General features: G+C 36.0%; 16 protein-coding genes and 1 pseudogene. 9 read left to right on the top strand and 8 right to left on the bottom strand.

Annotated features, from left to right (window positions below; all coding sequences use genetic code 11):
- The first annotated feature begins 67 nt into the window (after positions 1-67).
- The 7 genes from CIK00_RS03570 to CIK00_RS03540 all read left to right on the top strand — a co-directional run bounded on the left by CIK00_RS03570 (position 68) and on the right by CIK00_RS03540 (position 5,849).
- Positions 68-574 (top strand): hypothetical protein, encoded by a 507-nt coding sequence (locus CIK00_RS03570; RefSeq protein ID WP_101767563.1) that lies wholly within the window; start codon positions 68-70, stop codon positions 572-574.
- A 50-nt stretch (positions 575-624) separates the two neighbouring features.
- A complete protein-coding gene (locus CIK00_RS03565; protein WP_101767562.1) occupies positions 625-840 on the top strand; it encodes a hypothetical protein in 216 nt (71 codons plus the stop codon).
- Positions 841-905: 65 nt separating this feature from the next.
- Entirely contained in the window at positions 906-2,270 is a 1,365-nt protein-coding gene (locus CIK00_RS03560; protein WP_101767561.1) for a hypothetical protein, read from the top strand.
- Positions 2,271-2,401: 131 nt separating this feature from the next.
- Positions 2,402-2,623 carry a hypothetical protein gene (locus CIK00_RS03555; RefSeq protein ID WP_101767560.1) on the top strand — a complete coding sequence of 74 codons (222 nt, stop codon included), beginning with the start codon at positions 2,402-2,404 and terminating at the stop codon, positions 2,621-2,623.
- A complete protein-coding gene (locus CIK00_RS03550) occupies positions 2,623-3,918 on the top strand; it encodes a hypothetical protein (RefSeq protein WP_101767559.1) in 1,296 nt (431 codons plus the stop codon). Before CIK00_RS03555 ends, CIK00_RS03550 begins: the two co-directional genes overlap by 1 nt.
- 175 nt (positions 3,919-4,093) lie before the next feature.
- Positions 4,094-4,849: a hypothetical protein gene (locus CIK00_RS03545; protein ID WP_101767558.1), complete on the top strand. Its 756-nt coding sequence runs from the start codon at positions 4,094-4,096 to the stop codon at positions 4,847-4,849.
- Between the two features lie 226 nt (positions 4,850-5,075).
- Positions 5,076-5,849, top strand: a complete 774-nt coding sequence (locus CIK00_RS03540) for a PRTRC system ThiF family protein (protein ID WP_167388504.1) — start codon at positions 5,076-5,078, stop codon at positions 5,847-5,849.
- A gap of 180 nt (positions 5,850-6,029) precedes the next feature.
- On the opposite strand, the gene CIK00_RS03535 is transcribed toward CIK00_RS03540, so the two are convergent.
- Positions 6,030-6,209 carry a hypothetical protein gene (locus CIK00_RS03535; RefSeq protein WP_101767556.1) on the bottom strand — a complete coding sequence of 60 codons (180 nt, stop codon included), beginning with the start codon at positions 6,207-6,209 and terminating at the stop codon, positions 6,030-6,032.
- A gap of 66 nt (positions 6,210-6,275) precedes the next feature.
- Here CIK00_RS03535 and CIK00_RS03530 point away from each other — a divergent pair, with 66 nt between their 5' ends.
- A complete protein-coding gene (locus tag CIK00_RS03530) occupies positions 6,276-8,663 on the top strand; it encodes a phosphoadenosine phosphosulfate reductase domain-containing protein (protein ID WP_101767555.1) in 2,388 nt (795 codons plus the stop codon).
- Here the strand turns inward: CIK00_RS03530 and CIK00_RS03525 are convergent.
- Together CIK00_RS03525 and lepB are read right to left on the bottom strand one after the other, a co-directional pair.
- Positions 8,660-9,481, bottom strand: coding sequence for a hypothetical protein (locus CIK00_RS03525; protein WP_101767554.1), 822 nt, complete (start codon positions 9,479-9,481; stop codon positions 8,660-8,662). The two genes, CIK00_RS03530 and CIK00_RS03525, sit on opposite strands and share 4 nt — an antisense overlap.
- A gap of 84 nt (positions 9,482-9,565) precedes the next feature.
- Positions 9,566-10,081 (bottom strand): annotated as a pseudogene (gene lepB, locus CIK00_RS03520) (signal peptidase I); the annotation flags it as partial.
- A 341-nt stretch (positions 10,082-10,422) separates the two neighbouring features.
- On the opposite strand from lepB, the gene CIK00_RS03515 reads away from it, so the two are divergent.
- Positions 10,423-12,345: a BRCT domain-containing protein gene (locus CIK00_RS03515; RefSeq protein WP_101767552.1), complete on the top strand. Its 1,923-nt coding sequence runs from the start codon at positions 10,423-10,425 to the stop codon at positions 12,343-12,345.
- Between the two features lie 73 nt (positions 12,346-12,418).
- Here the strand turns inward: CIK00_RS03515 and CIK00_RS03510 are convergent, their stop codons facing one another.
- From CIK00_RS03510 to CIK00_RS03490, 5 genes are all read right to left on the bottom strand, one after another.
- Complete coding sequence (locus CIK00_RS03510) at positions 12,419-13,135, bottom strand: hypothetical protein (RefSeq protein ID WP_101767551.1); 717 nt, start codon at positions 13,133-13,135, stop codon at positions 12,419-12,421.
- Entirely contained in the window at positions 13,136-13,522 is a 387-nt protein-coding gene (locus CIK00_RS03505; protein ID WP_101767550.1) for a hypothetical protein, read from the bottom strand.
- Between the two features lie 231 nt (positions 13,523-13,753).
- Positions 13,754-14,296 (bottom strand): DUF6884 domain-containing protein, encoded by a 543-nt coding sequence (locus CIK00_RS03500; RefSeq protein ID WP_101767549.1) that lies wholly within the window; start codon positions 14,294-14,296, stop codon positions 13,754-13,756.
- 117 nt (positions 14,297-14,413) lie between these two features.
- Positions 14,414-14,986: a hypothetical protein gene (locus CIK00_RS03495; protein WP_101767548.1), complete on the bottom strand. Its 573-nt coding sequence runs from the start codon at positions 14,984-14,986 to the stop codon at positions 14,414-14,416.
- Positions 14,986-15,303: a hypothetical protein gene (locus CIK00_RS03490; RefSeq protein WP_144043143.1), complete on the bottom strand. Its 318-nt coding sequence runs from the start codon at positions 15,301-15,303 to the stop codon at positions 14,986-14,988. Before CIK00_RS03490 ends, CIK00_RS03495 begins: the two co-directional genes overlap by 1 nt.
- Positions 15,304-15,329 lie beyond the last annotated feature (26 nt).

Here is a 15,329-nt window from a genome sequence, read left to right as displayed (position 1 = left end):
GTAAAAATAGTTACATCGAGAGAGAGGGTGTTACCTCTCTCCTATTGAATTTATCAGGATAATAAAAATGAACTTACAACATATCTGCGACTTGCTTAAAAATGCTGGCTCTGAACGCGCAATTATCACTATAAATACTAATGGCGATAATGCTTCTGTAATTCTAACAGTACCAACATCAAACACTGTTGTTGATATTAAAAATTCAGCACAGGTAGAACTTCGTAATGCACTATCCATTCCGTTAGCTATAAGTGGTCAAGTTGCAGAAGTTGATGCAGCTTTTAATGAATCAATCGCAGACTATGCGCAAGTGTTTATCTTAAATAACTCTGAGTTGAAAAATTCAGTTACTACAGTTAAGCCAGTAACTAACCGTTCGAATAAATCAAAAACAGCAGAGGTAACAGTCAAACCTACAACGCCAATTAATAACGTTCAAGAATCTCCAACGGTTAAAGTTAAAGACAATGCCAACGTTAAATCTGAGCCAGAAAACGCAATTAAGACCCCTACACCAGCACCAGATGATGCTTTCAGTATAGGTTCATTTTTCGATGTTCAACCTCTTTAACAGCTAAAAACAACACTCAATCTTAACCGCCAACCTTGGAGATTCAAAAAATGGCTACTATTAAAAAAGCTGAACGTAAGTTTAAAATTGGTATGACTGAAATTAACTTTCCTGCACCAGATGCCGACTTACAAACAAACGTGCGCATTATTGCAAATCATTATCCTCAATTGCGATTCACTCAGGTCTATGAGGAAGATGCACAATTGCTAAACGGTTGCATTGTTTATCCAATTATTATGCCACCAGTAAAAACGAATGGTTAATTAAAGAAAAGGCGTAGTCGAGTTACTGCGCCTTTTTTACTTATTAATATTGTGGATTAATGACAATGACAACATTTCAAATTTTACCTAAAGCTAAAGGCGCATTTAACACTACCACTGCTAATGTAATGCCACTACAACAAGTTGAGACTCCGTTTTACGCTAAGGCGGTAAAGTCAAAACTACGCCTATCAGAACAAGCCAAAGCTAAAATTGGCATATTTGACGAAGCAGAATATGTTGCTCCAATTTGTAATGAAGTTACTTCCGAATATGGCTTTTGGGGTAATTTGTGCAAGTGGTCATTGAAAAATGATGTAATTAACAAACAGCAAATCAACGACTTCATTTCTTCGCCAATTAACAGCCAACAAGATGATAAGGCGTTAGTTCTTATTAATGATGTAATGGGTAGTATCAATAAAACCGCCCAGTCTTGTTTAAAACGTTCAGCGACTATTTTTTCTGACATTGAAATTAATGAGGTATTGGCTCAATGGTTTAAAGTTGATGATAGCGAATGGGGGATGAATGTTAGCTTTTTTCAACAGGGTGAGTTTGGTAATGATTGTGATGAAAACGGTGAGTCAAATGATGGAATGGCGATTAGGCTTGCTAGTGATTGTTTTGTAGGAACCCTATCGTTTGATATAGATAATGGTAATCCCAAAATTTCAAACACACTATATAACATGCTTACAGATTTAGCTTCGTTGGCATATAAAGCGTCTACTTTTGAAATGATTGAGCATTATGGGGTCATTGCTTGGGATTTGGCTGATTTTGGTGAGGATGTTATTACTGACTTTGCGAAAGAAATAACGCAAGAAAATTTTGATGAATTTTCAAAAATTATGGAATCATCTGAATATAACGAAATTAAGGACGAGGTTAGTAAATTAGCACCAAAGGCAATGGCTAAGTACGGTTTAGATTTTCACGATGAACTTCCCCTTCGTTCATTACAAGAATATTTAGACGCAACTAAATGCCTAAGTCTTTATGTACGTAAAATACCCAAAAACAATTCATCAATTACAACGTTATTTGCTGCCTACATCCAAGAGATTAAATGTCATTTACGTCATGTGAAATGGTACATATCGGAACGCGAACAGAAAAAACTCAACTCTATCGTAATGGTCATACAGCGAGTTATTGATAATTATGATGCCTCAGCCGAGGGTGATAATAACGCATGGATTAATGGTTCAAATATTTCGTTGTATGAGTCAAATTTTATCTCGTTTGGAACAAGCACCGAAGATTATTTTTTAGATAATATGCAAGATAACAATCAATGTACTGGTGAATTAGCTTGTCTTAAACTTAATCTGCATAGTGAACATGATTATGAGCCATTATTAAAAAACATCTGTTTAATTAATACTGCTCTCATAGCATTAGCACAAATAATCAATCAAAATTAATTTTTGTAATGTCCTTACAATAATCCCGTAAGGACAGTTCCCCTCCTTATATTGCCCCCCCTTAGTACAACTAGCGCACATCAAAACTCATGTAATAATACTTGTACATGAAATCATGGTGATCATAACCGATGAAAGAAAATGATTTAGAGCTACTCGCTAAAATAGATTCTTGGCAGCTATCGTGTGCCGAGAGTCAAAAGAAAAAGAATCCACTCACAAGATCTAACGCAGGGGAACAACAATGGAAAGAACATCAGCAAGCATTAAAAATCCACTCTCATTTCAAACAATGCAAAACTTCAAGTCGAATTTTGGATCTACCAACCACGGCACTACCACCGCTAATGTAATGCCACTACAACAAGTTGAGACTCCGTTTTACGCTAAGGCAGTAAAGTCAAAACTACGCCTGTCAGAGCAAGCCAAAGCTAAAATTGGCATATTTGACGAAGCAGAATATGTTGCTCCAATTTGTAATGAAGTTACTTCCGAATATGGCTTTTGGGGTAATTTGTGCAAGTGGTCATTGAAAAATGATGTAATTAACAAACAGCAAATCAACGACTTCATTACAGCTTCACTTGACACTCAAGATGATAAGGCATTAGTTCTTATTAATGATGTAATGGGTAGTATCAATAAAACTGCTCAGTCTTGTTTAAAACGTTCAGAGGATATTTTTTCTGACATTAAACTTTCTGATGATATTGATCATTGGTATACACGAAATAATGATTACGGATGGGGATTTAATATTGAATATAATAGTGACAACTGTTTTGGTGATGGCGAGGATGAAAATGGGGATAGTAATGAGGCTATGGCGATAAGGCTGACCTCTGAATCATTTGTTGCAACAGCAGGTATGGACATAAGCAATTATCCAACTGCTATATCTAATAAACTCTATAATATGATCACAGATACAGCAGCACAAAGTTACAAATCGACCACTTTTGGCATGATATTCGATTATGGATTAACGTATTTAAACTATTCATTTAGTGATTGTGATGAATCTATTGTTGATGATTTTGCTATAGAAATAACGCCTGAAAAACTTCCAAAATTGAAACAACTACTCAATGAACAGTTAGATATTGAGGTTCTCTGTAATGCAATTACAGAAATAGCTCCGAACGCAATAAAAACTCACGGTAAAACCATTACAGAAACGGAAATAGTCGAATCGTTATACGACAATCTTGTAGCTACAAAATGTAATACGCTATTTATCTCTGAGCCTGTTCGTTCTGAGTTAAACTTTAAAGATCGTCTAAAAGTTCATTGTACTGAATTAAGCGAAATGATTGACACTTTAACTATAAGTGACAATGACAGAAATAAGTTAAACATCGTGTTGTCTATATTTACTCGCGTCCATGAAAACTTCGATATTAACGAATATAACAACACTAACGCATGGATAAACGGTTCAGATACCACTCTTTATGATTCTAATTTTGTTTCATTCGGTACAGATATTGAGGACGAGTTTTTGAATAATATACATGAAAACGTAATGTCGAATGGGGAGGATGCTTGCTTAAAATTAAATTTAATGACCGATGAATCATATATACCAATGATAAAAAATTTCACATTAATTGATCGTGCGTTAATTTCAATGTCTGATTTATTGTAACGTCCTCGACATTCCCTGAAATTGGGCGAGGTAATTAACTTACGATGTTACGGGGGGTAATTAACTTACAATTAATCCCTTATTCATTCCTCTATTTAAAATATTACAGGGTTGCGCGTACCAAAAGTCATGTGACAATAAATGCAGTTAATAATTAAACATTTAAGGTTTCAACATGGCTCTTACAGTGCAAAATGAAGTAACAGATATATCATCACAACAAACTGTGGCACAGCCTAAATCAGCCGCACCAGATTTCGCTATAGTGTTTTATAGCGGCACTATAGGTCAAGAGTTCATGACTCGCCATTCATTTAACAAACAGAATGAAATGGGAATTGGAGAGCTTATTGATGGTGAGCAGCTTCATTCCATTTTCAATAATGTACATTACAAAATCAAATCAGAGCAGAAAGAAAAAAAAGTAAAGCAGTTAATTCCTGACAATGTTTTATTTGATGATTTTGAACAAATGATTTGGTACACAAAATCACAAACACGCCCTATGTGGTTTCGATTCGCTGGCTTACCTCCTTTTTGCTGCAACGTTGTGTGGACTCCTATGTTATGGTCACTAGACAAAACTAACAAGAGATTACATGTTTTTGCGTTAGATTCAAACGACCGTCCAACGTTAGATACGTGTCTATATCTTCCACCGCTTCCGAACGTAAATGCGCATGGTTACTTATGTCAAGGCACTGCCAATTTACCGACTGATCTCAATTTTTCAAACATTCAAAACATTGAGGCTACATTATTTGATAGCGCATTTGCTCACTGGTGGAATAACCAGCCATTTACTTCTTATGATCCAGCCGCACCAGTTAAAGACTCTTTAAATTTTTGGCGTAAGCGTGATGGTAAGGATATGCCTGTTGAGATCGAAGAATTGATTTCATTGAATATCAAAGTTAGCGATTTAATGTAATTAATCGACAAAACTCCAAGATAATCATAAATAATCTCTCATGGTTTTTAAAGGTTACAGGGTGTAACAAATGTTGCACCCAATCGACGGAGATGCACTATTCTGAATTGTTTGTGCATTACGATACTGGTGAACCTGTAGGGTATCAATGGTCACGCAGTTGCGCACCTGATAAACCATGAGAAAATATTCACATCAACTAACTATTCTTTTTGGACTAATAAAAATGACAACTCAAATGCTAATGCCGATTTCATGGGGTGATAAAGTTATAAACATTACGCTTATTGGTTGTGGTGGAACAGGTTCAGCTATGTTAACTGAGCTGTTTCAAATGAACGGCATACTGAAAGCTCTAGGCGGCAAGGGCATTCATGTTACAGCGATTGATGGTGATGAAGTTAGCACTTCAAATGTATTTCGTCAGAACTTTTGGGCGCACGATGTTGGCTTAAATAAGGCTGAGGTTCTTATTTCAAGATTTAACATGTTCGGTGACTTGAATTGGGATTTCATACCGACATACATTACAGAGTCTTCATCGTTACCATCAACTGATATAGTTATTACCTGTGTTGATAAGGCATCGGTTCGACTTACTATTAATGATGTAATTAATAGTAGAATGCGTCATCTCGATGGCTACTGGCTCGATTTAGGCAATGATAATCACACAGCGCAAGCATATTTTGGTAAAGCGTTAAGTGGTAAAGAGATTCCGTCACCGTTCGATTTATTCGGTAGTCAGTGGGAAACAATTTCTGAAACTGAGCATGAAGTACCATCATGCTCAACAGAAGAAGCAATAGCAAAACAAACATTTGGTATCAATTCAATGTGTGCTAAAAGCGCGGCATCCATGCTCTTATTCCCGTTCTTCCGCCAAGGTCGATTAGAACATAATGGTATATTTATCGACTTGCATGAGGCGACAACAACTCGCATGAATGTCGATCCTATTGAGTGGGGATTTTATGGATGGAAGCCAACAAATAATTAATACTAATTTATGCACCTATTGCTTGCGATATTAACATTTAATGTTAGTATGCTTTAAGGGAATGGATTCCGCAGCAAATACCAGTATCAATATAAAATCTACGAAAATCTTGTCCGATATTTTAAGCATGGTATCGGGAATAGGTGGGAAAACCGAGTATTATATACTCGGTTTTTTTTATTATTTGTATTGTAAGTTACCCACGAACAACCCATCGTTACCCACGAACAATTCATCGTTACCCACGAACAATTCATCGTTACCCACGAACAATTCATCGTTACCCACGAACAATTCATCGTTACCCATGAACAATTCATCGTTACCCATGAACAATTCATCGTTACCAAAAACATTCATCTTGCGCCTATAAGATACCGTGTAAAAATAATTTAACGGTTTTCTTTTTTATTGGGGGATTTAAAAATGCACTGCGACGAAATTAACATTAAGAATGTTGACGAATGGGATTTATGGGAAACAGGAATAGACAATGCTGATATAGAAATTGGTAAAGAAGCGATCTGCGCCGTTCTTCGTATTTATCAATATTTGCTTGCAGGTAAAATATTTCAATTAAATTATTCAGGTGGTAAAGATAGTGAGGTGTGCCTTGGGTTATTAATTCTGGCATTAATGAAAGCAAAACGTAATGGTGACAAGATTAGCCCTCACTCTTATGTATTACACGTTGACACCCGAGTTGAAAACCCTGAAGTACACAATCTAACGTCTAATAAGTTAGATAAACTACGTAAGTTCATTACAGAAAATGACATCCCATTATCTATTGTAATTGCTCAACCATCACTGAGTAGCAGTTGGTTAATGCGAATAATCGGGGGGAGAGGACTGCCGACTTTTGTTAACACTGAATACCGCCAATGTACTCACGAATTAAAAATATCATCAGCTAATAAGGCTAGGGCTAACTATATATCTAACATTGATAGATCCTTGCATAAAGACATTGTGATGCTGTTGGGTAGCAGAGACAGCGAGAGCGTGCATCGAGCAGCCTCAATTGAAAAGTTCAATGGTAGCAGTACGTTATTAACATCAGAAAAAAACTGCGATATTGCAACGTTATATCCAATAAAAGAGTGGACTGATGGTGATGTTTGGGATTTTTTAACTAACGCAGGAATTAATAGTAAGTACCGTACAATACCCTCATACCTTGATAATCACCTAAGAACCGTTGATCTGTATCGAGATAGTGGCAATGGCGAATGCGTGTATTTTCAAGGACAAGAGCAAGGTCGAAGTAAGAGTCAATGCTCAGCTCGGCATGGGTGCTTTATCTGCGTTGCTAGTGGTGACGACAAATCGATGCAAAAGCTATTAGATACTAATCCTGAAAAATACGGTTACATGCGCGGTATAAACCGCGTTCAGCGATTACTATATCTAACTCGATACGATTGGTCATATCGGCACATTGTCGGTCGTACAATCAGTGATGCCGGTTATATTCAATTAAAGCCTGACACTTATCATCCATCGTTTGTAGCAACACTTCTTCATGCGTTAATTTCGTTTGATTACTTAGAGGTTCAACGTGCAAAGGATGTAGCTAACAAACTAAAAAATGGCGATATAATTAACGATAGTTACAATCAGAGAATGTCACAACCACAATTTCAATTTGTTACAGAACAAGACATTGTTGGTATCGAATCTTTGTGGTCCCTTCATGCATTTCAAGATAAGCCATTTCAAGCTATGAAAATTTGGCATCATGTTTACTCGCTGCATAAACTAGAAACGCTAAATTTTGTTGATAATCTTGAAGAAACACCTCGTACACCGATCCCTGCCGCTTTGTGGTTAAGGATAGATCAATGGGCGACGGGTAATTATTGTGGCTTACATGACTTAGCTGACGATATGACGGCATTTGATGTGGATTTTAGCTCTGGTCGTCAAGTTGTGGTTAATGATGATAATACAGTTACTCATACATGTAGCTTCAATGAACTCAGATCATTCAGTGTCGATGAGGACGGTGCTAAATGGCTTGTTCACGATGAGTTTGTTCGGCTATGGCTCAACGGCGATTTGGATTGTTTTACGCATTCTTACTCGTTTCAGATGATGCTTCGAAGTGGGATCTTATCATTGCCGAAAGGGAAAATTAAACTGTACAACAAAATGGCAATGCGGGGGCAGTGTTACTCACAACTTAAAATTTCTGGGGCGAAAACCATTGAAGATATACTTGCACTACCTGATCTTAAAATCATTGGAGATAAAGAACATAAGATTCTGAATTTAAAAGCTAAAAAAACAAAAGAGCAACAAATTATCAATGATAAAAAGATAAAAGAACAACAAATTATCAATGATAAAATGCATAGGTCGGTAGCTAATAAAATTAGTAAAGGGGTAGCGTTCGATAAATATAGCGAGAATGAAATCGTTGTTTACAAACAACAAATGGAAATCCAAGTGCAGAACGTGCTTTCTCAGATCAATCTTGCTATCAACATCGCGTGTGAAGAATTAAATTCAAAATTAAAAGGGAAAATAGCGAGGCAACAATACGTATATAAAACCCCAATTATTCTTGCATTAAAAAAACGGATAACGGAGAGCAAGAGAGAATTAGGCGATTATTATCATCAGCAAGTTTTACTTCAGCAGAAGATGAGCATTCAAAGCTACTTATCCATTTTTGAACGTGGCTCATTTAATGATTTTGATTCAGATCACTTAAAAGAGTTGGCGATTGAAAATCCGGCCATTTTTAAAGGTATGATGTTAAATACGATTAGCCAATGTGATGCAACATTGGCTGATTTCTTGTTTTAATAATTATCTACGCAACAAAATTGCGAAAAAAAATCACCTAGTGTTTTATCAATATCAATGTCGCCTCTTGATTTGATGATTAATTTCATTTCTTTAATGGGCCTAATATTTTTTTCATTAAAGAGCACGCCATCATCAATGAAAATATGAGCTCTAAAGTGATGAATATAAAATTGAGATATAATTTTTGTCGTTGGGCAAATACGACGAACACTATGACGATAGCCAGAAAACGTTAACCAGTCATCGATAGCGCAGGCAAGTTCAGTATTGAACATGTGCCCATCAACTGATTGATAATTAAGAGTGCTATCGGTTATGCTTTTTACTTTTTTGATTGCTTGTCTAAATTTAGCATCCCGACAAAGTGTTTTTTTCCATTTGCAAATTTTACCAACACTATCAATATCATATTGTCGTCCATACATGCTTCCTGCAGTGGTCAGCAACAACTCGTTATTAATTGATTTATGGATGTACCCTAAAAACACTAGGCAACTAATTACCTGATCTGAAGATATCGCAAAATCATTACCAATTTCAGTTGTTGTTACGTAGAGATTTTTGGCTGTATTTAAAAAATCGGGGGTAATGGTAATAGACTTTATATCAATTTGACCATTATCCATTATTAATAAATTGTCAGGCCAATAGATACGCGATTCCTTGCCTTTATAAGTAGCGCCCAGACTTTCAGCATATTCCGTTAGCTCTAAATTACTATCCATCAAACCAGCAGTCACAAGTTTTTTTACCATAAGTCGATAATATGTATTATGTTTTTTCGCTATAGCAGACGTTGTTATAAGTTTTTTCATCTTAATTTAACCAATATATTTTGTTTGGAGTAACCATTTCTTAACGATCACAATGCAACCGTTAAAAGATATTCACTCAAAAACCTTTCCGATCAAATTTTGCTTAGGGACAAATCCCCAAAAACGGGAATCATGACTATGATCTCGATTATCACCCATGACAAAATAGGAATTATCAGGAACGACCCATTCATTTGCTTTCATACCGTCTTGTTGGAAATAATATTGTTCTACGCTCATTGCTTTTGAGTCGGTTATAGCATGGTCATTAATTCCATTTATTCGTTTTCCGCTTACATCAGTGACTATTAATTTTTTATTCTTATAACTAATCCGATCCCCAGGTGTACCGATGACTCTCTTGATAAAATTAACTCCTGGGGAATCAGGCATCCGAAAAATAATCACATCACCTTCTTTGGGTTCATCGTCATTGGCATACAATACTTTGTTAAATAGCGGATCATGGACACCATAAGCGAATTTATTTAGTAGTATCGAGTCACCCACCTTGTATGTTGGCATCATACTCTCTGACGGAATATGCCAAATCTCAACCACGAAAAATCGTAATGCTAATACAATTGTTAATACAATTAGCAATATATGACTAAAAGTGAACACTCTCGAAAACAAAGGAGGCAAGACCTCGACATCAGGATAGAGTTCTCCTGTTTTCTTTATTATCGTTATCGCATTACGACGAAAGCTAAAAAAGTAAAATGTACTAATTAAAAGCACCTCTACCCAAATAAAAACCAACGTTAAATTAAAGAAAGTATACATACAACGCCTTACGTTAAATTTGTAAGCATTATATATTATTGTTCGTTACTTACTACACTTGATTTATGTGACAATTATTAAGTCATGTACGTGACTAGCTCAGATCAAAACTTATGTAATAATAGTTGCAGATGAATTATTTGGACATTTGAAAAATGAAAGAGTTATTAGCAAAACCTGTAATGTTTATTAGCAATGATGAGTTAAGTGCTTTATGTATTTATTTGAATGATGAATATAGAAAGGGCTGCCCGTTAGTATCAGATAATGAATTTGATGATATTTATCTAGCAGAATTAAAATTCCGTCAACCTAACCACCCGTTATTAACACATCCTCAACCTGAAAACTTTGGTGTTGAATCTACTCAGGTAGATGTATCTGATCGCATAAAACACGCTATACCGATGTTATCAACTAATAAAGCGTATTCTGTTGACGAAGTAAGCAACTTTGTTGCTCGCTGTGAAGCAGCAGCAATTGAAGCAGGTGTAGAGCCATCATCACTTACCTACAGACTAAGCGCAAAATTAGATGGTATTGCTGGAAAATTACTTAACAGTGGAACTTTACTTGTAACTCGTGGTGATGGAGTTGTTGGTAACAACATTAGTCATTTATTGGAAAATGGCTTAGTCATAATGGGCGATGGTAGTAAAGATAGCGTTGGTGAGATTGTAATGGAGCAGGCATATTTTGATGCTAATTTAGCGGATAAATTTGCCCACCCAAGAAACGTTGTCGCTGGTATTGCTGCATCACGAAACATTAACGAGTTTGCGCTAAAGGCACTAAAAGACGGAGCCGTTAGACTCGTTATTTATAGAGATATGCCAGTAAAAACGGTTGATAAAGAAACTCTAATTCAGCACATTGATTTATTCTCTGAAAAGTTTAAAGAATACACTCAATACCCAACGGACGGACTTGTTATAGAGATCACCGATGAAGCAACAAAAGCTGTTCTTGGTTCAACATCACATCACAATAACTGGATGTTAGCTAAGAAGAATCACGGTGAAACAGCAATCGTTGAAGTTAAAGAGGTTCGATACCAAGTTGGAAGGACTGGGAGGATAACGCCAGTCGTTGAATTTGCAAGCGTTTTCCTTAGTGGTTGTTCTATTGAACGTGCGACTGGGCATCATGTACGTAACATTTTAGCAAACAAAATCGCTATTGGTGCAAAAATTGAAATCGTAAGAAGCGGGGAGGTGGTGCCATCTTGCTTGAGGGTTGTCTCTGTTTCTGATAATGAACCAGTTGATCCGATATCTTGCCCTTGCTGTGGTCATAAGGTTGAATGGGTAGAGTCTAACTCAGGTGAGTTACCTTTATTTAAAGAATGTCAAAATCCTAATTGTTCAGCTCAAGCTGTCACTACAATAATGTATCACTTTAAAACATTAAAAGCGGATCTTTTTGGTGAAAAAACGGTCGAAAAATTAGTTGATGGTGGTCACGTTAAGATTGAGGATATTTATCATCTTACTATTGATGAAATTCAGAAATGTGGATTAGGTGCTGGTCAAGCTGCAAATTTAATTTCTGAAATTGAACGTATTAAATCATCAGAAATTGCAGATAACTTGATTTTAGCCTCTCTTGGCATCCATAAATTAGGTCGTGGTCAAGCAAGTAAAATGCTTGAGCATCACACCATTGCTGATATTGCTAGTAATGGCATTACAGCAAAAGAGTTAATCAAAATTGCAGGCTTTGGTAAATTAATCTCAATATCTATTAGTGACTCTATCAATGAACAACTGTTGCGATTGAACTTCTTAATTGGTCAATTTAGTAAAATTGTTGATACAAAATCAAGTGTGCCAATAGATACAAACGGGGTACTTAGTGGCTTAAATGTTGTTTTTACAGGGGCAATGGAATCTGGTAGTCGTGACGAAATGAAAGCAAGGGCTAAACAGTTAGGTGCAAATGTGCAATCAAGTGTTAACGGTAAAACGAATTATTTGATTTGCGGCAATAAAGTCGGGGCTAAAAAGATTCAAGAAGCCGAAGCGAAGGGAGCTAAAATGATTTCAGAGCATGAGTATTTAATTATGATCAATAAATAATTAGCAATTGCCAATTAGGTAAAAAAATCCTAGCTTAACGCTAGGATTTTTTTTGTTTAGTAACCCAAAAACATTACGCTTGAGTGTCGTTAGTGGCTGACAACTGATGGCAATTATTGTCAAAAAATAAATCTGTAGGTAACGTACCATTTAGCAAATATTGTTCAGTGATTTTAATTGCTTCAGCACAACCAAAAGCAAAAGTTGCCAAGTAGCCCATAGTGTTTAACTTACGAATAATACTCTTCTGCCTTTCTTTTGGGGCAGCCTGAGCTGAACTTCTACAGCTATACCCACAAGGTTGACGTTTGAACTCAATAAATAGACCGAATTTATTGTTTGCTGGATACATTATCTGTACGTCAGGCCAACCTTTATTTAAACCTTCCGCACTTAATGAGTAGCCATCCATCCCAACTCTTTTTGAACCGTTAGGTACTGATGCAGCCACATCACAAATTTGGGGGTGATTATTTAGTAGCCATTTAAAATATAAGCACTGTTCGTAATGTTCCAACATCTTATTTTTAATTACTGGATTTGCATCAAGCCGCTTAACTTCGCGCGCGTAAATGCTGTCCTCTGAGAGTTCAAGAGCGGCTACTTCTTTTTTATATTCAGCTAAGCTCATCTTTCTGTTGCTATTGCTGTTACTCGGCTTATCCGTGGACGCACGAGCATTGGTACTAGCAGATTTACCTGTAGGCAAAGTGTTTCGCTTACTTGATGATTTTGAATAACGACTATTTGATAGTAATTTTTGTCGTTCAGTGATAGATAAAACAGCCATTTATTCGTGGTATCCTTTTTCAAATTGATCATGTTGATTACTGAATTTTGGATAGGGGTTCATATATACGCCTTTACTCGCTTTTTGTTTAACCCCTGCTCGGTATGCCTTATTGAGCATTACAATGTTATAAACAGGCATTGAAGCCGAAAATAAAGGGAATAACAGCAACACATAAGCCCACTCGATACTGAATCCTTTATAAAAGAATATTGCAGATGTTAACCAGAAAATTAAATTAAATAGTCTTGAGTTCCAAAGGGACAAAACAAACAACCAACCAAGCACTTTCACACTTCCCAGTTTATTGTTTGGATATTTAATGTTTCTATTTTCTATCTTGGAGAGAATCTTCTGCGCAACTGTTGTGTTTTTTCTTGTGTTCATTCTTGATTACTTCAATTTCAACGTTTAGCGTTATATATTATATTGTTTCTTTATTTTGATATACACCATGAAAAATAACGCTAATGAATCAACATTGATAGGATAAGTTTTTTGAAAGATTGTTTGTTAATGACAACCCAATAACGGAATCACAGAAGGATCTCTGTTATGTCGTAATGGAGTTACGAAAAGGCAATCAGAACATAATATATATGACTGGTATGGCATCGTTTAACTACTACTTTCTCCGCCGTTGATAATATTCAACTCTGCCTCTGTCTTGGCAGTGTTAAGTAACCATAATGACTGCTTAATGGCGTTGAGGTTTCTCATTGGCATCCTTATTTTGGCTCCTACATTACTCAACAATTCACTTGCCTGACGTAAAGATGGAGTGTCTCCTATAAGAATAAATGTCACATTCGACATTGAAGATTTACCTTTCCTTAATTCCTCATTGATTATGTCATGGCTTAATACACCGACTGAAATCAATAACTTTTCTATGTTTTCCTTTCTTAAATTATTCTCTAATCGGGATATTCTTTCTTTCCTATTCATGGAGTTCGATGAGTAGGGGGCAATCATTGCACCTTGCCAGATCAAACCATGGTAGTCTGAAAGTATTAACCAATTATCGTTATTCAATACCTTCATATATCTTTTGCTCAAATTGAAAAAATTTGAGTTATATAATTCCGATGCTGAATAACACTTTTCAGTATCATTTTGCAGTTCGCATCCAGCTAATATATATATCTTTATTCGTGCCACAACCTTGCTCCATATGGGTGCTGTACTCATGAATATATTATAACTATGAATTTAAATATCGTAAGTAAAAAACAAAAAAAGACACATTTTAAATGTGCCTTTCTTCAAGTATTCAATCTAACTTGCGTTCCTCCAAGTACCATTAATATCTAATGATACAGATTTAGCTAGTTCATCAACGGTCATTGAAACGATAACATTATCCGTCGTATTAATAGTGCTTTCTACTGGTCGCCAAATCAACTTACCATCACCAGCTATTTCGTTACAAATTTCAACTCGCACCGCTTTTGTCAGTGGAATTTCAGAAAACGTTACCCACCAGTCGTTAGGATTTGATGATACCAAATCAGCACGTTCCAACAATAAGTCACGTCGTTTACGACTCATTCCTGTATCTCGACGGGCATCGTTCCAACTGCGAGCATCAATATCGTTTACTAAAAACACATAACGTACCAAGGCACCAGTTAAATTTATCATTTCATCCATAGACATTAGGTGTTGCTGCTGTGTTCTAGGATTAAAGGCTATTTTGCGAGCTGAATTTTCAAAGTTGTCATTGCTTGACAACCAAACTACAGGCTTTTCTTGACGATCAGGTTTTAGCGGTGAACGTTGCAGATAACCACTTTGTTCTATATCAGCAAATTTAGAATTGATTGTGTAATGATATAAATTAGTTAGCATTAAAAACTCCATTGAGAGATAAATTTTTCAAACGATTGTCCATCAAGGTGATTTTCTCCAACGTGGAATCCACAACCTCGATCATCTATTATTAACCAACAGCCAATTTTGGTATCAAATTCAAGGGAGAATAGATTGCCATCAACCTCATCCCTGCATAAATTAAGTCGCTTACATACAGCATCGTAAATAACATCTTCTGAATCACTAAAGATAAAACAGCAACCTTCTTCAATATCTCCCAAGTTCATATAACTAGGAGTTTTAATTTCAAAATAATGGTTAGTGCAAGTAATCATATAAAGTTTATTGTTCAACGAGATAACCCTTATCGTTAAATTAC

It is taken from the genome of Photobacterium carnosum (assembly GCF_002849605.1).
GTDB lineage: Bacteria > Pseudomonadota > Gammaproteobacteria > Enterobacterales > Vibrionaceae > Photobacterium > Photobacterium carnosum.
Note: the sequence above shows the minus strand (reverse complement) of the source record. Positions and strands in the feature narration are given on the sequence as shown.

Bases quoted from the DNA above. Each gene is read 5' to 3' on its own strand.
- CIK00_RS03570 (WP_101767563.1), top strand. From the start codon at position 68: ATGAACTTACAACATATCTGCGACTTGCTTAAAAATGCTGGCTCTGAA.
- CIK00_RS03565 (WP_101767562.1), top strand. From the start codon at position 625: ATGGCTACTATTAAAAAAGCTGAACGTAAGTTTAAAATTGGTATGACT.
- CIK00_RS03560 (WP_101767561.1), top strand. From the start codon at position 906: ATGACAACATTTCAAATTTTACCTAAAGCTAAAGGCGCATTTAACACT.
- CIK00_RS03555 (WP_101767560.1), top strand. From the start codon at position 2,402: ATGAAAGAAAATGATTTAGAGCTACTCGCTAAAATAGATTCTTGGCAG.
- CIK00_RS03550 (WP_101767559.1), top strand. From the start codon at position 2,623: ATGCCACTACAACAAGTTGAGACTCCGTTTTACGCTAAGGCAGTAAAG.
- CIK00_RS03545 (WP_101767558.1), top strand. From the start codon at position 4,094: ATGGCTCTTACAGTGCAAAATGAAGTAACAGATATATCATCACAACAA.
- CIK00_RS03540 (WP_167388504.1), top strand. From the start codon at position 5,076: ATGACAACTCAAATGCTAATGCCGATTTCATGGGGTGATAAAGTTATA.
- CIK00_RS03535 (WP_101767556.1), bottom strand. From the start codon at position 6,209: ATGAATGTTTTTGGTAACGATGAATTGTTCATGGGTAACGATGAATTG.
- CIK00_RS03530 (WP_101767555.1), top strand. From the start codon at position 6,276: ATGCACTGCGACGAAATTAACATTAAGAATGTTGACGAATGGGATTTA.
- CIK00_RS03525 (WP_101767554.1), bottom strand. From the start codon at position 9,481: ATGAAAAAACTTATAACAACGTCTGCTATAGCGAAAAAACATAATACA.
- CIK00_RS03515 (WP_101767552.1), top strand. From the start codon at position 10,423: ATGAAAGAGTTATTAGCAAAACCTGTAATGTTTATTAGCAATGATGAG.
- CIK00_RS03510 (WP_101767551.1), bottom strand. From the start codon at position 13,135: ATGGCTGTTTTATCTATCACTGAACGACAAAAATTACTATCAAATAGT.
- CIK00_RS03505 (WP_101767550.1), bottom strand. From the start codon at position 13,522: ATGAACACAAGAAAAAACACAACAGTTGCGCAGAAGATTCTCTCCAAG.
- CIK00_RS03495 (WP_101767548.1), bottom strand. From the start codon at position 14,986: ATGCTAACTAATTTATATCATTACACAATCAATTCTAAATTTGCTGAT.